Origin of the sequence: Pseudomonas sp. Q1-7 (assembly GCF_028010285.1) — a bacterium.
In the GTDB taxonomy this organism is placed as follows: domain Bacteria; phylum Pseudomonadota; class Gammaproteobacteria; order Pseudomonadales; family Pseudomonadaceae; genus Metapseudomonas.
On sequence record NZ_CP116304.1, the window covers coordinates 1,406,170 to 1,424,489 of the forward strand.

At 63.7% G+C, this 18,320-nt stretch carries 21 protein-coding genes; 20 read left to right on the forward strand and 1 reads right to left on the reverse strand.

Going from position 1 to position 18,320, the window contains the following annotated elements; all coding sequences use genetic code 11:
* Positions 1-34: 34 nt before the first annotated feature.
* Positions 35-622, forward strand: a complete 588-nt coding sequence (locus PJW05_RS06560) for a glycine zipper 2TM domain-containing protein (protein WP_271412182.1) — start codon at positions 35-37, stop codon at positions 620-622.
* Between the two features lie 61 nt (positions 623-683).
* Here PJW05_RS06560 and suhB read toward each other — a convergent pair whose 3' ends face one another.
* Positions 684-1,499 (reverse strand): type III secretion system regulator SuhB, encoded by an 816-nt coding sequence (gene suhB / locus PJW05_RS06565; protein ID WP_271410912.1) that lies wholly within the window; start codon positions 1,497-1,499, stop codon positions 684-686.
* A gap of 151 nt (positions 1,500-1,650) precedes the next feature.
* Here suhB and trmJ point away from each other — a divergent pair, with 151 nt between their 5' ends.
* From trmJ to der, 19 genes are all read left to right on the forward strand, one after another.
* Positions 1,651-2,424 (forward strand): tRNA (cytosine(32)/uridine(32)-2'-O)-methyltransferase TrmJ, encoded by a 774-nt coding sequence (gene trmJ, locus PJW05_RS06570; protein WP_271410913.1) that lies wholly within the window; start codon positions 1,651-1,653, stop codon positions 2,422-2,424.
* Positions 2,424-3,200: a serine O-acetyltransferase gene (cysE, locus tag PJW05_RS06575; RefSeq protein WP_271410914.1), complete on the forward strand. Its 777-nt coding sequence runs from the start codon at positions 2,424-2,426 to the stop codon at positions 3,198-3,200. Before trmJ ends, cysE begins: the two co-directional genes overlap by 1 nt.
* 181 nt (positions 3,201-3,381) lie before the next feature.
* The gene (iscR, locus tag PJW05_RS06580; RefSeq protein ID WP_069086425.1) at positions 3,382-3,879 is read left to right on the forward strand and encodes a Fe-S cluster assembly transcriptional regulator IscR; all 498 of its coding nucleotides are present in this window, start codon (positions 3,382-3,384) and stop codon (positions 3,877-3,879) included.
* Between the two features lie 49 nt (positions 3,880-3,928).
* Positions 3,929-5,143, forward strand: coding sequence for an IscS subfamily cysteine desulfurase (locus tag PJW05_RS06585; protein ID WP_271410915.1), 1,215 nt, complete (start codon positions 3,929-3,931; stop codon positions 5,141-5,143).
* Positions 5,144-5,173: 30 nt separating this feature from the next.
* On the forward strand, positions 5,174-5,560 hold the full coding sequence (iscU, locus tag PJW05_RS06590) for a Fe-S cluster assembly scaffold IscU (protein WP_271410916.1): 387 nt from the start codon (positions 5,174-5,176) through the stop codon (positions 5,558-5,560).
* Between the two features lie 25 nt (positions 5,561-5,585).
* Entirely contained in the window at positions 5,586-5,909 is a 324-nt protein-coding gene (gene iscA, locus PJW05_RS06595; protein ID WP_271410917.1) for an iron-sulfur cluster assembly protein IscA, read from the forward strand.
* Positions 5,910-5,916: 7 nt separating this feature from the next.
* Positions 5,917-6,438: a co-chaperone HscB gene (gene hscB / locus PJW05_RS06600; RefSeq protein WP_271410918.1), complete on the forward strand. Its 522-nt coding sequence runs from the start codon at positions 5,917-5,919 to the stop codon at positions 6,436-6,438.
* Positions 6,439-6,485: 47 nt separating this feature from the next.
* Positions 6,486-8,345, forward strand: a complete 1,860-nt coding sequence (hscA, locus tag PJW05_RS06605; protein WP_271410919.1) for a Fe-S protein assembly chaperone HscA — start codon at positions 6,486-6,488, stop codon at positions 8,343-8,345.
* Positions 8,346-8,352: 7 nt separating this feature from the next.
* Entirely contained in the window at positions 8,353-8,691 is a 339-nt protein-coding gene (gene fdx, locus PJW05_RS06610) for an ISC system 2Fe-2S type ferredoxin (RefSeq protein ID WP_271410920.1), read from the forward strand.
* A 2-nt stretch (positions 8,692-8,693) separates the two neighbouring features.
* Positions 8,694-8,894, forward strand: coding sequence for a Fe-S cluster assembly protein IscX (iscX, locus tag PJW05_RS06615; RefSeq protein ID WP_271410921.1), 201 nt, complete (start codon positions 8,694-8,696; stop codon positions 8,892-8,894).
* A gap of 102 nt (positions 8,895-8,996) precedes the next feature.
* Positions 8,997-9,428 carry a nucleoside-diphosphate kinase gene (gene ndk / locus PJW05_RS06620; RefSeq protein ID WP_271410922.1) on the forward strand — a complete coding sequence of 144 codons (432 nt, stop codon included), beginning with the start codon at positions 8,997-8,999 and terminating at the stop codon, positions 9,426-9,428.
* A gap of 24 nt (positions 9,429-9,452) precedes the next feature.
* On the forward strand, positions 9,453-10,601 hold the full coding sequence (rlmN, locus tag PJW05_RS06625) for a 23S rRNA (adenine(2503)-C(2))-methyltransferase RlmN (RefSeq protein ID WP_271410923.1): 1,149 nt from the start codon (positions 9,453-9,455) through the stop codon (positions 10,599-10,601).
* Between the two features lie 13 nt (positions 10,602-10,614).
* Positions 10,615-11,370, forward strand: coding sequence for a type IV pilus biogenesis/stability protein PilW (gene pilW / locus PJW05_RS06630; RefSeq protein ID WP_271410924.1), 756 nt, complete (start codon positions 10,615-10,617; stop codon positions 11,368-11,370).
* The gene (locus PJW05_RS06635; RefSeq protein WP_271410925.1) at positions 11,367-12,413 is read left to right on the forward strand and encodes a RodZ domain-containing protein; all 1,047 of its coding nucleotides are present in this window, start codon (positions 11,367-11,369) and stop codon (positions 12,411-12,413) included. The genes pilW and PJW05_RS06635 overlap by 4 nt, the downstream gene beginning before the upstream one ends.
* A 3-nt stretch (positions 12,414-12,416) precedes the next feature.
* Positions 12,417-13,529 carry a flavodoxin-dependent (E)-4-hydroxy-3-methylbut-2-enyl-diphosphate synthase gene (gene ispG, locus PJW05_RS06640; RefSeq protein WP_271410926.1) on the forward strand — a complete coding sequence of 371 codons (1,113 nt, stop codon included), beginning with the start codon at positions 12,417-12,419 and terminating at the stop codon, positions 13,527-13,529.
* Positions 13,530-13,544: 15 nt separating this feature from the next.
* The gene (gene hisS / locus PJW05_RS06645; protein WP_271410927.1) at positions 13,545-14,834 is read left to right on the forward strand and encodes a histidine--tRNA ligase; all 1,290 of its coding nucleotides are present in this window, start codon (positions 13,545-13,547) and stop codon (positions 14,832-14,834) included.
* A 31-nt stretch (positions 14,835-14,865) separates the two neighbouring features.
* On the forward strand, positions 14,866-15,504 hold the full coding sequence (locus PJW05_RS06650; protein WP_271410928.1) for a YfgM family protein: 639 nt from the start codon (positions 14,866-14,868) through the stop codon (positions 15,502-15,504).
* 1 nt (position 15,505) lies between these two features.
* Positions 15,506-16,648, forward strand: coding sequence for an outer membrane protein assembly factor BamB (gene bamB, locus PJW05_RS06655; protein WP_271410929.1), 1,143 nt, complete (start codon positions 15,506-15,508; stop codon positions 16,646-16,648).
* 78 nt (positions 16,649-16,726) lie between these two features.
* Positions 16,727-18,205: a ribosome biogenesis GTPase Der gene (der, locus tag PJW05_RS06660; protein ID WP_271410930.1), complete on the forward strand. Its 1,479-nt coding sequence runs from the start codon at positions 16,727-16,729 to the stop codon at positions 18,203-18,205.
* The last annotated feature ends 115 nt before the right edge of the window (positions 18,206-18,320 follow it).

The following is an 18,320-nucleotide window of genomic DNA, read 5'->3' on the forward strand; positions in this document are numbered from 1 at the left end:
GAACGCCCATGAAAGGAAGAGTCAGGAGGTTCAAGTGAACAAGTCGATGCTCGTCGGTACTGTTTTGGGTGCGGTTGGCGTGACTGCCGGCGGCGCTGTGGCCACCTACAGCCTGGTAGGTAATAACGGCCCGGAGTATGCCGAAGTGCTCGCTGTCCAACCGATCAATGAAACCGTGAAGACGCCGCGTGAAGTCTGCAATGACGTGGCGGTGACTCGTCAGAAGCCTGTGAAGGACCAGCATCAGATCGCCGGCACCGTAATTGGCGCGGTGGCGGGCGGCCTGCTGGGCAACCAGGTCGGTGGTGGTACCGGCAAGAAGATCGCCACGGTTGCCGGAGCCGTGGGGGGTGGTTACGCGGGCAACAAGGTGCAGGAGCATATGCAGGCCAATGACACCTACACGACCACTGAAACCCGCTGCAAGACCGTCACCGACACCAGCGAGCGGCTGGTGGGCTATGACGTGAAATACCAGTTGGACGGCAAGGTCGGTCAGGTCCGCATGGATCACGACCCGGGCCGGCAGATCCCCGTCACCAAGGACGGCCAATTGATCCTCAGCCAGCAGGGGGTTGGTAACACCCTGTCCCAGGGCGGTGGTGCGGGCGTCCAGCAATAAGCGGATCGATTCCAACAAAAAACCCGGCCTAGGCCGGGTTTTTCGTGTCCGAGACGCGCGATCAGCGCTTCATCGACGGTGGCAGGTGCGGCTGGATGGCAGTCAGCACGGCCTTGAAGCACTTGGTATTGCCCGCGACCACGTGGCCCTTCTCAAGGAAGTCATGGCCGCCGGTGAAATCGCTCACCAGGCCGCCGGCTTCCTGCACCAGCAGGGCGCCCGCCGCCATGTCCCACTCGGACAGGCCGAACTCCCAGAAGGCATCGAAGCGGCCGGCTGCGACGTAGGCCAGGTCCAGGCTGGCGGAGCCGGCGCGGCGGATGCCGGCGGTCTGGCCCACCAGGCTGCGGAACATGCCCAGATAGCTGTCCATGTTATCCAACTGGTTTTCGCGGAAGGGGAAACCGGTGCCGAGCAGTGCGCCTTCCAGGCTCTTGCGCGGGCTGACGCGCAGACGGCGGCCATTGAGGGCGGCACCGCGGCCGCGGCTGGCGGTGAACTCTTCCTGGCGGACCGGGTCCAGGACCACGGCATGTTCCAGGCGACCCTTGTACTTGCAGGCGATGCTGACGGCGAAGTGCGGAACACCGCGGATAAAGTTGGTGGTGCCGTCCAGCGGATCGATGATCCACAGGTAGTCGGCGCCTTCACCCTTGCCCTCCAGTAGGCCGCCTTCCTCGCCGAGGATGCCGTGGTTCGGGTAGGCCTTGCGCAGGGCCTGCACGATGGACAGTTCGGCAGCGCGATCGACCTCGGTGACGTAGTCCTTGGCGTCTTTCTCGTTGACGGAGATAACGTCCAGGCGCTCGATCGAGCGGAAAATCAGTTCACCGGCGCTGCGAGCGGCGCGCAGGGCGATATTCAGCATGGGCTGCATGGGGAGTTCACCTGGGTCGTTAAAGAAGAAAGCCGCACATGGTAGCAGAAAAAGCTCAGGGCAGGCAGGGCGGGGCGCGCGATTCGTGGCGTTGCGTCGGGGTGTCCGGTAAGATTTCGCTCCCCTGACGTTTCTCTGAGAGACCACAGCGTTGCTGCAGAACATTCGCGTGGTGCTGGTCAATACCAGTCATCCCGGCAATATCGGTGGTGCTGCCCGCGCCATGAAGAACATGGGCTTGTCGAAGCTGGTGCTGGTGGATCCCGAGGATTTCCCCAGCCCCGAGGCGCGTGCCCGCGCCTCCGGTGCCGATGACATACTGGACGGCGCTGAAGTGGTTGCCACACTGGAGGAGGCGCTGGTGGGCTGCAGTCTGGTGGTGGGTACCAGTGCCCGTGATCGTCGCATCCCCTGGCCCCTGCTCGATCCGCGCGAGTGTGGCCAGACCGCCGTGGCGCAAGTGCGCGATGGCGGCGAGGTGGCGCTGGTATTCGGTCGCGAATATGCGGGTCTGACCAATGAAGAGTTGCAGCGCTGCCAATACCATGTGCATATCCCGTCGAATCCCGACTTTTCCTCGCTGAACCTGGCGGCCGCCGTACAGGTGCTGGTCTACGAGGTGCGCATGGCCTGGTTGGCGCAGGAGGGGTTGCCGAGCAAGGTGGAGAAGGTTGAAACCACCGCCATGCTCAATGCCCAGCCGGTGACCGTCGATGAGCTGGAGCGCTATTACGAACACCTGGAAAGCACCCTGGTGGAGATCGGTTTCCTCGATCCGGAGAAGCCTCGGCACCTGATGTCGCGCCTGCGTCGTCTCTTTGGTCGCAGCAACATCAGCAAGCTGGAGATGAACATCCTGCGCGGCATCCTGACGGAAACCCAGAAGGCTGTGCGGGGCGAAGCAAGCAAACGGAGTGACAAGTGATGTTCGACCGCATTCGAGAAGACATTCAAAGCGTATTCCACCGTGATCCGGCTGCGCGCAATGCCTTCGAGGTGCTTACCTGTTATCCGGGGCTGCATGCCACCTGGCTGCATCGCATAGCTCACGCGCTGTGGATTGCCGGCTGGAAATGGCTGGCGCGCCTGGTGTCGAACTTCAGTCGCTGGATGACCGGTATCGAGATCCACCCGGGGGCGAAGATCGGTCGTCGATTCTTCATCGACCACGGCATGGGCATCGTCATCGGCGAGACCGCCGAGATCGGCAACGACGTCACGCTTTACCAGGGCGTGACCCTGGGCGGTACAAGCTGGAACCAGGGTAAGCGTCACCCAACCCTGGAGGACGGCGTGGTGGTGGGGGCGGGTGCCAAGGTGCTCGGGCCCTTCACCGTTGGTGCCGGTGCCAAGATCGGCTCCAATGCCGTGGTGACCAAGGCGGTGCCGGCCGGGGCGACTGCGGTCGGCATTCCCGGTAGGGTCATCGTCAAGGTCGACCCTGAGCAGGAGGCGAAGCGGCAGGCCATTGCCGAGCGTTTCGGCTTCGATGCCTATGGTCTCGGTCAGGACATGCCGGACCCCGTGGCGCGCGCCATCGGGCAACTGCTGGATCATGTGCAGGCCGTGGACGAGCGTCTGGACGGTATGTGCAAGGCGCTCACCGCGCTGGGCAGCGACTACTGCGCCAAGGCCCTGCCGGAGTTGCGCGACGAGGATTTCGCCGACATCAAGGATGATGAGCGCAAGCCGGTCGCCTGATGGGGCGTCCAGTTGTGGTCCATTGGAGGCGCCGGATTATTAGGGTGCTAATGGGATGCGCCTCTGCTACCATGCAGACCCTGCAAAGTGCAATCCCGACTATTTTGATCAGGCTTATAGTTGACTTAAATAGTCGGGAATCGCATACTCGCTGCACTCCAGCGATCCCGTGGTACTCACCATGCGACTGACCACCAAAGGCCGTTACGCCGTCACCGCCATGCTCGACCTGGCGCTGCATGCGCAGCAGGGGCCGGTGTCTCTGGCCGATATTTCCGAGCGGCAGGGCATCTCCCTGTCCTATCTCGAACAGCTTTTCGCCAAGCTTCGCCGCGGCAACCTGGTCAGCAGTGTGCGCGGCCCCGGCGGTGGCTACCAGCTTTCCCGCGACATGCATGGCATTCATGTCGCCCAGGTGATCGATGCGGTCAACGAGTCGGTGGATGCCACTCGTTGCCAGGGCCTGGGCGATTGCCATTCGGGCGATACCTGCCTAACTCATCACCTCTGGTGCGATCTGAGTCTGCAGATCCATGAGTTCCTCAGCGGCATCAGCCTGGCCGACCTGGTCAACCGTCGCGAGGTCCAGGAGGTCGCGCAGCGGCAGGATCAACGCCGCTGCGGAAGCAATGGCAGGATGCCCCACCTCGATAAAATTGAAGCGTCCGCCATCGATTGAGCAGGGCGCCGGCCTGTGATTGGCCCCGATACCTGATAGGAGAGCCCAGATGAAATTGCCGATTTACCTCGACTACTCCGCCACTACGCCGGTGGACCCGCGCGTCGCTCAGAAGATGAGCGAGTGCCTGCTGGTGGACGGCAACTTCGGCAATCCGGCCTCGCGTTCCCACGTGTTCGGCTGGAAGGCTGAGGAGTCGGTGGAAAATGCCCGTCGTCAGGTGGCCGAGCTGGTCAACGCCGACCCGCGTGAAATCGTCTGGACATCCGGTGCGACCGAATCCGACAACCTGGCCATCAAGGGCGTAGCGCACTTCTACAGTGGCAAGGGCAAGCACATCATTACCTCGAAGATCGAGCACAAGGCGGTGCTGGACACCACCCGCCAGCTGGAGCGCGAAGGCTTCGAAGTCACCTACCTCGAACCCGGCGAAGACGGCCTGATCACGCCGGCCGCCGTCGAGGCAGCCCTGCGTGACGACACCATCCTGGTTTCGGTCATGCACGTGAACAATGAAATCGGCACCATCAACGACATCGCGGCGATTGGCGAGCTGACCCGTGCCCGCGGCATCCTCTTCCATGTCGACGCCGCGCAGTCGACCGGCAAGGTGGAAATCGACCTGGAAAAGCTGAAGGTCGACCTGATGTCCTTCTCCGCCCACAAGACCTACGGCCCGAAAGGCATCGGCGCACTCTATGTTCGCCGCAAGCCGCGCGTGCGCCTGGAAGCCATGATGCACGGCGGTGGTCATGAGCGCGGCATGCGTTCCGGTACCCTGGCCACCCACCAGATCGTCGGCATGGGCGAGGCCTTCCACATCGCCAAGCAGGAAATGGCCAGCGAGCGCGTGCGTATCCAGGCCCTGGCGGATCGCTTCTGGGCCCAGATCGACGGCATGGAAGAGCTTTACCTGAACGGCAGCGCCACCGCTCGCGTGCCGCACAACCTGAACGTCAGCTTCAACTACGTCGAAGGCGAGTCGCTGATCATGGCGCTCAAGGACCTCGCGGTGTCGTCCGGTTCCGCCTGTACTTCGGCGTCCCTGGAGCCGTCCTACGTGCTGCGTGCCCTGGGCCGCAACGACGAGCTGGCGCACAGCTCCATCCGCTTCACCTTTGGCCGGTTCACGACTGAAGAAGAAGTGGACTACGCCGCCGCCAAGGTGCGCGAAGCGGTCAGCAAGCTCCGTGAACTGTCCCCCCTGTGGGATATGTATAAAGAGGGCGTCGACCTGTCCCAGGTCGAATGGCAGGCGCACTGACGCCACCCTGATGAGTGAGGAATAGTTACCATGGCATATAGCGACAAGGTCATCGACCACTACGAAAACCCGCGTAACGTTGGCAAGCTCGACGCCCAGGACCCCAACGTGGGCACTGGCATGGTCGGCGCGCCGGCCTGCGGCGATGTGATGCGCCTGCAGATCAAGGTCAACGAGCAAGGCGTGATCGAAGACGCCAAGTTCAAGACCTACGGCTGCGGTTCCGCCATTGCATCCAGCTCCCTCGCCACCGAGTGGATGAAGGGCAAGACGCTGGATGAGGCGGCTGCCATCAAGAACACCACTATCGCCGAAGAACTGGCCCTGCCGCCGGTGAAGATCCACTGCTCGGTGCTGGCTGAGGACGCCATCAAGGCGGCCGTCAACGACTACAAGCAGAAGAAGGGTCTGCTTTAAGCGCTCGGACGAGTAAGGAGTTGCAATGGCCATCAGCATGACCGAATCCGCCGCCCGTCACGTGCAGCGCTCTATCGAGGGGCGCGGCAAGGGTGAAGGCATTCGTCTGGGGGTGCGTACGACTGGCTGCTCCGGTCTTGCCTATGTGCTGGAGTTCGTCGACGAATTGACTGCGGATGACCTGGTCTTCGAGAGTTATGGCGTCAAGGTGATCATCGATCCCAAGAGCCTGACCTACCTCGACGGCACTGAGCTGGACTTCGTTCGCGAAGGGCTCAATGAGGGCTTCAAGTTCAACAACCCGAACGTGCGTGGCGAATGCGGCTGCGGCGAGAGCTTCAACGTCTGAGGCATGTGTGGGAACTCCCTGTCATTTCGCCCTGTTCGACCTGAGGCCGGGTCATCGACTGGACCTTGACCAGCTCGCGGCGCGTTACCGTGAGTTGGCGCGTGCCGTCCATCCCGACCGTTTCGCCGATGCTTCCGAGCGTGAGCAGCGTCTGGCGCTGGAGCGCGCGGCTCAACTCAACGACGCCTACCAGACGCTGAAGAGCGCGCCGCGCCGCGCCTTGTACCTATTGGCCCTGAAGGGGCGCGAGCTACCGCTCGAGGTTACGGTGCAGGACCCGCAGTTCCTGCTGCAGCAGATGCAGTGGCGAGAGGAGCTGGAAGAGCTGCAGGACAGCGCCGACCTGGACGGCGTCGATGTCTTCAAGCGTCGGCTCAAGGCTGCGCAGGCCGAGCTGGATGGCGATTTCGCCGAGTGCTGGGACGACCCCGAGCGCCGCGAAGACGCCGAGCGTCTGGTACGTCGCATGCAGTTCCTCGACAAGCTGACCCACGAAGTGCGCCAACTGGAAGAGCGCCTCGACGATTAACCCGCGATGCCGTCTTGGTTGCCGGTACGCCTGATAAATAGATAAGCATGGCCTTACTGCAGATCGCTGAACCCGGGCAGAGCCCCCAGCCACACCAGCGCCGACTGGCGGTGGGAATCGACCTGGGTACCACCAATTCGCTGGTCGCTGCCGTGCGCAGCGGCATCGCAGAGCCCCTGCCGGATGCCGATGGGCAGGTCATCCTGCCTTCCGCCGTTCGCTATCACGCCGATCGCGTCGAAGTCGGTCGCGACGCCAAGCGGGCGGCATCCAGCGACCCGCTGAATACCATCCTCTCCGTCAAGCGCTTCATGGGGCGCGGCCTAGAAGACGTCAAGCAATTGGGCGAGCAACTGCCCTATCGCTTCGTCGGTGGCGAATCCCACATGCCGTTCATCCAGACCGTACAGGGTGCCAAGAGTCCGGTCGAGGTGTCCGCCGACATTCTCAAAACCCTGCGTCAGCGCGCAGAGCAGAGCCTGGGCGGGGAGCTGGTGGGGGCCGTCATCACCGTGCCAGCCTATTTCGACGAGGCTCAGCGCCAGGCCACCAAGGATGCTGCGCGTCTCGCCGGTCTCAATGTTTTGCGGCTGCTCAACGAGCCCACGGCAGCTGCCGTGGCCTATGGGCTGGACAAGCAGGCCGAGGGTGTCATCGCGATTTACGACCTGGGTGGCGGTACTTTCGATATCTCCATCCTTCGTCTGACCCGCGGTGTTTTCGAGGTCATGGCCACCGGTGGCGACAGCGCCCTGGGGGGGGACGATTTCGATCATGCCATCGCCGGCTGGATGGTCCAGCAGGCTGGCCTGTCCGCCGACCTCGATCCGGGGGCGCAGCGCAGCCTGCTGCGTGCGGCCTGTGAGGCGAAGGAAGCCCTGACCAATGCCGCCAGTGTCGAGCTCGTCCATGGCGACTGGCACGGCATACTGACCCGCGAGCAATTCGATGCCCTGATCGAGCCCATGGTCGCCCGCAGCCTCAAGGCCTGCCGTCGTGCCGTGCGTGACGCCGGCATCGAGCTGGAGGAGGTCGAGGCCGTTGTCATGGTCGGCGGTTCCACCCGTGTGCCGCGCGTGCGTGAGGCTGTGGCGGAGATGTTCGGTCGCCAACCGCTCACCGATATCGATCCTGACCAGGTGGTGGCCATCGGTGCCGCCGTGCAGGCCGATACCCTGGCCGGCAACAAACGCGGCGAAGAATTGCTGCTGTTGGACGTGATTCCTCTGTCGCTCGGTCTGGAAACCATGGGCGGGCTGATGGAGAGGGTGATACCGCGCAACACCACCATTCCGGTGGCGCGTGCGCAGGACTTCACCACCTACAAGGATGGCCAGACGGCCATGATGATCCATGTGCTCCAGGGCGAGCGCGAATTGATCAAGGATTGCCGCTCCCTGGCGCGCTTCGAGTTGCGCGGCATTCCGCCCATGGTGGCGGGCGCCGCAAAGATCCGCGTGACCTTCCAGGTGGATGCCGACGGCCTGCTGGGCGTGACCGCCCGTGAGCTGGCCTCCGGCGTCGAAGCCAGCATCCAGGTCAAGCCGTCCTACGGTCTGACCGATGGCGAGATTTCGCGGATGCTGCAGGATTCCTTCCAGTTCGCTGGCGAGGACAAGCATGCCCGCGCTCTGCGAGAGCAGCAGGTCGAGGCCGAGCGTCTGCTGGAGGCGGTTCAGGCCGCGCTGGCAGCCGATGGCGAGCGCCTGCTGGATGAAACCGAGCGAGACGCCATTCTGGACAGCATGCAAACCCTGCGCGAATTGTCGATCGGCAGCGACGTTGCGGCCATCGAAGCGCAAATCAAGCGCCTCTCCCAGGTGACCGATGCGTTCGCCGCGCGTCGTATGGATGCCGCCGTCAAGGCCGCCTTGTCCGGCCGCCGACTCAATGAAATCGAGGATTGACCCAGAAATGCCGCAGATCATCTTCCTGCCCCACGCCGAGCATTGCCCCGAGGGTGCCGTGATCGAGGCTCAGCCGGGCGAAAGCATCCTGGATGCCGCGCTGCGCAGTGGCATCGACATCGAGCATGCCTGCGAGAAGTCCTGTGCCTGCACCACCTGCCACGTGGTGGTGCGCGAAGGTTTCAACTCCCTGGACGCTTCCGACGAACTGGAAGACGACATGCTCGACAAGGCCTGGGGTCTTGAGCCTCAGTCCCGCCTTTCCTGCCAGGCTGTAGTCGCTGACCAGGATCTGGTGGTGGAAATTCCGAAATACACCATCAATCAGGTCTCCGAGGGGCACTGAAAATGAGCTTGAAATGGACCGACGTGCTGGAGATCGCCATTCAACTGGCTGAAACCAGACCGGACGTCGACCCGCGCTACGTCAACTTCGTCGACCTGCACAACTGGGTCCTGGCGCTGCCGGACTTCGCCGACGATCCGCAGCGGGGCGGTGAAAAGGTTCTGGAAGCCATCCAGGCGGCCTGGATCGAAGAAGCCGACTGACCGGCTGCCGTCCCGGGCTTCGGCCCTACGCATTTCCCCCTAACCCGCGTATAATTCGCGGGTTTAATTTTTCGCTTTAATCCTTGTTTCTGGAGTTTTTCCATGGCTGTCGAACGTACTCTCTCCATCATCAAGCCGGACGCCGTTGCCAAGAACGTCGTGGGCGAGATCATCACCCGCTTCGAGAAGGCCGGCCTGCGCGTCGTGGCCGCCAAGATGGTTCAGCTCTCCGAGCGCGAAGCCGGTGGCTTCTACGCCGAGCACAAAGAGCGTGGCTTCTTCAAGGACCTGGTTTCCTTCATGACCTCCGGCCCGGTTGTGGTTCAGGTCCTGGAAGGCGAGAACGCCATCGCCAAGAACCGTGAGCTGATGGGCGCCACCGATCCGAAGAAAGCCGATGCTGGCACCATCCGCGCCGATTACGCCGTCTCCATCGACGAGAACGCCGTTCACGGTTCCGACTCCGAGGCTTCCGCTGCCCGCGAAATCGCCTACTTCTTCGCCGCCACCGAGGTGTGCGCTCGCATCCGCTGATCGCGGATGAGAGAGGGTGAAGCCATGACTGAATCGACCGGTAAAGTGAACCTGCTGGGTCTGACCCAGCCGCAACTGGAAAGCTTCTTCGAGTCCATCGGGGAGAAACGCTTCCGCGCCGGCCAGGTGATGAAGTGGATTCACCACTTCGGCGTCGATGATTTCGACGCCATGAGCAATATCGGCAAGGCCTTGCGCGACAAGCTCAAGGCCTCTGCCGAGATTCGCGGCCCGGAAGTCGTCAGCCAGGACATCTCCAGCGATGGCACCCGCAAGTGGGTGGTCCGTGTGGCCTCCGGCAGCTGCGTTGAAACCGTGTACATCCCGCAAGGCGGTCGTGGCACCCTCTGCGTGTCGTCCCAGGCCGGTTGCGCCCTGGATTGCAGCTTCTGCTCCACCGGCAAGCAAGGTTTCAACAGCGACCTCACCGCCGCCGAGGTGATCGGCCAGGTGTGGATCGCCAACAAGTCCTTCGGGACCATTCCCGCGAAGATCGACCGTGCCATTACCAACGTGGTGATGATGGGCATGGGCGAGCCGCTACTGAATTTCGACAACGTGGTCGCCGCCATGAACATCATGATGGACGACCTCGGCTACGGCATTTCCAAGCGCAAGGTGACCCTCTCCACCTCGGGGGTGGCGCCGATGATCGACAAGCTGGGCGAGGTGATCGACGTTTCCCTCGCGCTGTCGCTGCATGCGCCGAACGACCCGCTGCGCAACCAGTTGGTGCCGATCAACAAGAAATACCCCCTGTCCGTGGTGCTCGACGCCTGCCGCCGCTACATCTCCCGCCTGGGCGAAAAGCGCGTGCTGACCATCGAGTACACCCTGCTCAAGGACGTCAACGACCAGCCCGAACACGCCGCGCAGATGATCGAGTTGCTCAAGGACTTCCCCTGCAAGATCAACCTGATTCCGTTCAATCCCTTCCCGCACTCGGGCTACGAGCGGCCGAGCAACAATGCGATCCGCCGCTTCCAGGACCTGTTGCACAAGGCTGGGCACAATGTCACCGTCCGCACCACTCGCGGCGATGACATCGATGCCGCCTGCGGCCAACTGGTCGGCCAGGTCATGGACCGCACCCGCCGTAGCGAGCGCTACATTGCCGTGCGCCAACTGAGCGCCGAGGCGGAGACGTCCCGCGACGCCGCGAACCGGAACTAGAGAAGGACATCCCATGACCCTGCGCGCTGCGCTGCTCCTCGTTTCCACCGCATTGCTCGCGGCTTGCGTTTCCACCGGTCAGGTCGATCCGATGAAGACCGACAAAGGCCGTGAAGCCGCGCGTGACGCCTATATCGAACTGGGCATCGGTTACCTGAAACAGGGCGCCACCGAGCGTGCCAAGGTGCCGCTGAAGAAAGCCCTCGAGCTCGATCCGTCCAATGCCGACGCCAATGCCGCCCTGGCCCTGGTGTTCCAGACCGAAATAGAACCGGAGCTGGCGGACCAGCACTATCGCAAGGCGCTGTCTTCCCGTAACGATTCGCGCATCCTCAACAACTACGGCACCTTCCTCTACGAACAGGGGCGCTACAAGGACGCCTACGAGCGTTTCCAGCAGGCGGCCGACGACAACCTCTATCCCGAACGTTCGCGGGTGTTCGAGAACCTGGGGCTGACCTCGCTGAAGATGAACGACCCGGCGCTGGCCAAGCAGCATTTCGACAAGGCCCTGCGTCTGAATCGCCAGCAACCCCTGGCGCTGCTGGAGATGGCCCAGCTGTCCTTTGACGAGAAGCAGTACGTGCCGGCTCGTGACTATTACCAGCGCTACTCCCAGATCGCCCCGCAGTCTGCCCGCAGCCTGCTGCTCGGCTCGCGCCTGGCGACCATATTCGAAGACCGCGACCAGGCTGCCAGCCTCGGTCTGCAACTCAAGCGACTTTATCCCGGCACGCCGGAATATCAGCAATACCTGTCGGAGCAATGATGAAAGCGTCGCATCCCGAAGCTGTAGCGGCGGCCCGCGCCAACCCGGGTGAAACCCTGCGTCAGGCCCGTGAGAACAAGAACCTCACTCTGGGCGAGGTCGCCCGACACCTGAACCTGACCGAACAGGCCCTTCGCCAGCTCGAGGCCGGTGACTTCGAGCAACTGCCGGGACACACCTTCGCCCGCGGCTATGTGCGCGCCTATGCCAAGCTGCTGGACATGGACCAGGGCGCCCTGGTGGCCGAGTTCGACCACTACACCGGGACCGACGCCAAAGGCAGCAACGTGCATAGCCTGGGGCGTATCGAAGAGCCCGTGCGTCTCTCCCAGAGCGTGTTGCGCATCGTCAGTTTCGTCATCCTGGTTGCCCTTGGCGCGGTGGGTTTCTTCTGGTGGCAGGAGCATTCGAGCCGCAATGAGGAAGCCTCCAGCGTGAACATCGAGCACGTGGAAGTGGAAAGTGCCGATGGCACCACGCAGATCCACCCCCTCGATGAGCCGGAAGACCAGGCCGTGGCCGAGGCCGAAGATGGCCAGGCGCCAGTGCCCGCCCAGGTGTCGCCGGAAGTGGCCGCCCAGCCCGAGCAACAGCCCGCCGAGGTTGCCCCGGCGGCCCCGGCTGGCGAAGCCGCGCCGGTAGCCCCGGACGCTCCGGACCAGGCGCCTGCCGTTGCCGCCGCTCCGACCGTTCCGAACGCAACGACCGAGCAATCTTCTGCGCCGACCGCCACTGCGGCGGCCCCGGCTGCTTCTCCGGCACCCGCCGCCGAGGCGCCGGCTCCCGTGGTGGCCCAGCAGGGCCAGGGCGTGGTGCGCATTCAGTTCACCGCCAATTGCTGGACCCAGGTCACCGATGCCGACGGTAAAGTGCTGGTCAGCGCTCTCAAGCGCACCGGCGAAAGCATCGAGTTGGCCGGCAAGGCGCCGCTGGAGGTGCGTCTGGGCTTCGCCCGTGGTGCACAGCTCAGCTACAACGGCCAGTCTATCGACGTGTCGCCTTATGTCCGTGGCGAGACTGCTCGCCTGAAGCTGGGGCAATAAGCCATGCATTGCGAATCCCCGATCAAACGCCGCGTCTCGCGGAAAATCTGGGTCGGTTCCGTACCGGTGGGCGGTGATGCGCCCATCGCGGTGCAGAGCATGACCAATACCGATACCTGCGACGTCGCTGCCACTGTGGGCCAGATCCAGCGTCTGGTGGATGCCGGCGTCGATATCGTGCGTGTCTCCGTCCCGGACATGGATGCGGCCGAAGCCTTCGGTCGCATCAAGCAGCAGGTCCAGGTGCCGCTGGTGGCGGATATCCACTTCGACTACAAGATCGCTCTGCGCGTCGCCGAACTGGGTGTCGACTGCCTGCGCATCAACCCGGGCAACATCGGCCGCGAAGACCGCGTCAGGGCGGTGGTGGATGCCGCGCGCGACAAGGGCATCCCGATCCGCATCGGCGTGAACGCCGGCTCCCTGGAAAAGGACCTGCAGAAGAAGTACGGCGAGCCGACACCCCAGGCTCTGGTGGAATCGGCCCTGCGCCATGTCGAACACCTCGACAAGCTGGACTTCCAGGACTTCAAGGTCAGTGTGAAGGCCTCCGATGTGTTCATGGCCGTGGAAGCCTATCGCCTGCTCGCCAAGCAGATCGTCCAGCCGCTGCACCTGGGCATCACCGAAGCCGGCGGCCTGCGCTCCGGCACCGTGAAGTCCGCCGTGGGCCTGGGGATGCTGCTGGCCGAAGGCATCGGCGACACCATCCGCATCTCCCTGGCCGCGGACCCGGTGGAGGAGGTGAAGGTTGGTTTCGACATCCTCAAGTCCCTGCACCTGCGCTCCCGTGGCATCAATTTCATCGCCTGCCCGAGCTGCTCGCGACAGAACTTCGACGTGGTCAAGACCATGAACGAACTGGAAGGCCGGCTCGAAGACTTGCTGGTGCCGATGGACGTGGCCGTGATCGGCTGCGTGGTGAACGGCCCGGGTGAAGCCAAGGAGGCCCATATCGGCCTGACTGGCGGCACGCCGAACAACCTGATCTATATCGACGGCAAGCCGGCGCAGAAGCTGACCAATGACAACCTGGTGGACGAGCTGGAACGGCTCATCCGCGAAAAGGCGGCCGCCAAGGCCGAAGCTGACGCGGCGCTGATCGCCCGTAGCTGAAATTAAGGAATTCTCGTGAGCAAGACCCTGCAAGCCATCCGTGGCATGAACGACATCCTGCCGGAGCAGACGCCCGCCTGGCGTTATCTGGAAAACACCGTTGCCGCGCTGCTGGATGGTTACGGCTACAAGGAAATCCGCCTGCCGATCCTGGAGTTCACCGAGCTGTTCGCCCGCGGCATCGGCGAAGGCACCGATGTGGTCGACAAGGAGATGTACACCTTCCTCGACCGCAACGAAGAGTCGCTGACCCTGCGTCCCGAGGGCACCGCGGGCTGCGTGCGCGCCGTGCTGGAACATGGCCTCAGCGGTGGCGGCCAGGTACAGAAGCTCTGGTATGCCGGCCCCATGTTCCGCTACGAGAAGCCGCAGAAGGGTCGCTACCGCCAGTTCCACCAGATGGGTGTGGAAGTCTTCAACCTGCCCGGTCCGGACATCGACGCCGAGCTGATCGTGCTCACCTGGCGCCTGTGGCAGAAGCTCGGCCTGGGCGACTCGGTGACCCTGCAGCTGAACAGCCTGGGGTCCAGCGAAGCCCGCGCCCGTTACCGCGACGCCCTGGTGGCCTACCTGCAGGAGCGTTACGACCTGCTGGACGAGGATAGCCAGCGCCGTCTGACCACCAACCCGCTGCGCATCCTCGACAGCAAGGACGGCGGCACCCAGGCCCTGCTGGTGGACGCGCCGACCCTGCATGAATACCTGGATGACGAGTCCCTCGCCCATTTCGAAGGCCTCAAGGCGCGCCTGGATGCCGTGGGTATCCGCTACGAGATCAACCAGAAGCTGGTGCGTGGCCTGGACTACTACAGCCGCACCGTTTTCGAGTGGGTGACCGACAAGCTCGGTTCCCAGGGCACGGTCTGTGCCGGTGGCCGTTACGACGGCCTGGTCAGCCAGTTCGGCGGCAAGCCGACTCCGGGCGTGGGCTACGCCATGGGGGTCGAGCGCCTGGTGCTGCTACTGGAAACCCTCGGCCTGGTGCCGGAGGAGCTGAACAGTCCCGCCGACCTTTACCTGTGCGCCTTCGGCGAGCCCGCCGAACTGGCCGCCCTGGGCCTGGCCGAGAGGTTGCGCGATGCCCTGCCGGGCGTGCGCCTGCTGGTCAATGCCGGTGGCGGCAGCTTCAAGAGCCAGTTCAAGAAAGCCGACAAGAGCGGTGCCCGCTATGCGTTGATCCTGGGGGACGACGAACTGGCCAAGCGCGTGGTAGGTTGCAAGCCGCTGCGCGACGACAGCGAACAACACAGCATTGCCTGGGATGCTCTGGCCGAGCATCTCACTGCCTGCCTGAAGCAGGCTTGAGCATCCAAAGATCAGGAGTACGGGGTTAAGCATGCAAACCGAAGAAGAACAGATTGCGCAGTTCAAGGACTGGTGGCAGCGCAACGGCAAGCCCATGCTCACTGGCGGCGCCCTGGCGCTGGCGGTGGTCTTCGGGTGGCAGGCCTGGCAGAAGTACGAAACCAACCAGGCCCAGAGCGCGTCCATCGTCTACCAGCAACTGCTGGAAACCGCGCTGAACCCCAACGGCACGCCGGACTCCGCGAAGGTTGCCGAGCTGGCCGGCCGGTTGAAAAGCGATTTCGGCGGTACTCACTACGCCCAGTACGGCAGCCTGTTCGTGGCCAAGGTTGCGGTGGAGGCCGGCAAGCTGGATGACGCCGCCGCCGAACTCAAGGGCGTGCTCGACAAGCCCGCCGACGCCACCCTGGGTGAGCTGGCCCGCCAGCGCCTGGCCCGCGTCCTGGCTGCCCAGGGCAAGGTCGAGGAGGCCCTCAAGCTGCTGGATGGCGACGCCGACAAGGCTTTCCTCGCCAGCCGCGAAGAACTCAAGGGCGACCTGCTGGTTCAGCTGGGTCGCATCGACGACGCGCATGCTGCCTACCTGAAGGCCAAGGCCGCATTGCCTGAAGACGCCGCCGTGGGCGGTCTGCAGATGAAGCTCGACGACCTGGCAAAAGGGGACGCGTGACGTGATGCACTGGAAGAATGCCGCAGTGCTGGCCCTGGCCGTCCTGGCCGTAGGCTGCAGCAGCAATAGCAAGAAGGAACTGCCGCCGGCCGAGCTGCCCGATATCACTGAAGAAGTGAGTCTGGACAAGGGCTGGAGCCGCTCCATCGGTGATGGCCAGGGCGAAACCTACAACCTGCTGGTGCCCGCAGTCGATGGCGATACCATTTATGCCTCGGACGTCAACGGCGAGGTGATGGCGATCAACCGCTTCAGTGGCGACGTGATCTGGAAGCAGGACCTCGAGCTACCGGTGTCCGGCGCCGTGGGCGTTGGGTACGGCCTGGTGATGCTCGGCACCCTGAAGGGCGAGATTGTCGCGCTGGACGCCACCAACGGCGAAGAGCGGTGGCGTGCCCGTGTCAACGGCGAAGTGCTCGCCCCGCCGGCCAACAACGGCGACGTTGTGGTGGTGCAGACCCAGAACGACACGCTGTTCGGCTTCGATGCCGCCACCGGCAACCAACGCTGGATCTACGAGAACACCCCGGCCGTGCTGACCCTGCGGGGCACCGGCTCGCCCGTCGTGACCAACAACCTGGCCGTGGCCGGGCTCTCCACCGGCAAGGTGCTCGCGTTGGACATCCGGCGCGGCATCCCGGTGTGGGAACAGCGCGTGGCCGTGCCCCAGGGCCGTTCCGAACTGGACCGCGTGGTGGACATCGACGGCGGTCTGCTGCTGTCCGGCGGCACGCTGTACGTCGCCACCTACCAGGGCCGCGTCGCCGCCCTGGACCTGGAAAGCGGCCGCGTGCTCTGGCAGCGCGAGGCGTCCAGCTATGCCGGTGTCGCCCAGGGTTTCGGCAACGTCTACGTGAGCCTGGCCAACGGTACCGTCGAAGGCGTGGACGAGCGTTCCGCCTCTGCCCTGTGGAGCAACGACGCCCTGGCCCGCCGCCAGCTGTCGGCCCCGGAAGTCTTCTCCAGCTACGTCGCCGTGGGTGACTTCGAAGGTTACCTGCACCTGCTGAGCCAGGTGGATGGTCACTTCGTCGGCCGCGTGAAGATCGACGGTGATGGCCTGCGCGCGCGCCCGCTGGTGGTCGGCGAGTGGATGTATGCCTATGGCAACGGCGGCAAGCTGGTCGGCCTGACCATCCGCTAAGCTGATGCCTGATATCCGGCCGCTGTCGTCAAACGGCAGCGGCCTTTGTGTTTTCTGAAATAACGAGTGGAGAGCCTCATGGTTCCCGTAATTGCCCTGGTGGGTCGGCCCAACGTCGGCAAGTCCACCCTGTTCAACCGCCTGACCAAGACCCGCAACGCGATTGTCGCGGAATACGCCGGTCTGACCCGTGACCGCCAGTACGGCGAGGCGAAGTGGCAGGGTCGCACCTATATCGTCATCGATACCGGAGGTATCTCCGGTGATGAGGAAGGCATCGATGCAAAGATGGCCGAGCAATCCCTGCAGGCCATCGAGGAAGCCGATGCGGTGCTGTTCATGGTCGATTCCCGTGCCGGGATGACCGCTGGCGACCAGATGATCGCCGAGCACCTGCGCAAGCGGAACAAGCGCAGTTTCCTGGTGGCCAACAAGGTCGATACCGTCGATCCGGACATCGCCCGCGCCGAATTCAGCCCGCTGGGCCTGGGTGATGCCCTGCCGATCGCCGCCGCCCACGGCCGTGGTATCGGCCAGATGCTGCAGGCCGCCCTGGGGGAATTCCCTCGCGATGACGGCGCCGATGAAGTGGAGGCCGCCGAAGCCGAGGAAGTTGCCGAAGGTGAAGAAGCCAAGCGCATTCCCGGTCCGAGCGAGAAGGACGGTATCAAGATCGCCATCATCGGTCGTCCCAACGTCGGCAAGTCGACCCTGGTGAACCGCATGCTCGGGGAAGAGCGGGTGATCGTCTACGATCAGGCCGGTACCACCCGCGATAGCATCTACATCCCCTTCGAGCGCAACGAAGAGAAGTACACCCTGATCGACACCGCCGGCGTGCGCCGCCGCGGCAAGATCTTCGAGGCAGTGGAAAAGTTCTCGGTGGTGAAGACCCTGCAGGCCATCCAGGACGCCAACGTGGTCATCTTCGTGATGGACGCCCGTGAAGGCGTGGTCGAGCACGACCTCAATCTGCTCGGCTTCGTACTGGAAACCGGCCGCGCCCTGGTCATCGCCCTGAACAAGTGGGACGGCATGGAGCCGTCCGAGCGCGATTATGTGAAGACCGAACTGGAGCGCCGGCTGTTCTTCGTCGACTTCGCCGATATCCACTTTATTTCCGCGCTGCATGGCACTGGCGTCGGCCACCTGTACAAGTCCGTGCAGGAGTCCTTCCGCTCCGCGATCACCCGCTGGCCGACCAGCCGCCTGACCCAGATCCTCGAAGACGCGGTACAGGAGCACCAGCCGCCGCTGGTCAACGGCCGCCGCATCAAGCTGCGCTATGCCCACCTCGGTGGCGCCAACCCGCCACTGATCGTGATCCACGGCAATCAGGTGGAGTCGGTGCCCAAGTCCTACTCGCGCTATCTGGAGAACACCTACCGGCGCGTGCTCAAGCTGGTCGGCACGCCGATCCGCATCGAGTACAAGGGCGGCGAAAACCCCTACGAGGGCAAGAAGAATGTCCTCACCGAGCGCCAGGTGAACAAGAAGCGCCGGCTCATGTCGCACCACAAGAAGGCCGAGAAGAAGCGCCGCGACAAGAAGCGCTGATATTTTTCGCCGCACTGGAAGAGGGCGCCCACGGGCGCCCTTTTTCATGCCCCGGGCGTATCGCTGACCTAGATCGGACCGAGGCACGAAGCCCAACGGAACTCCGGCGGGAATC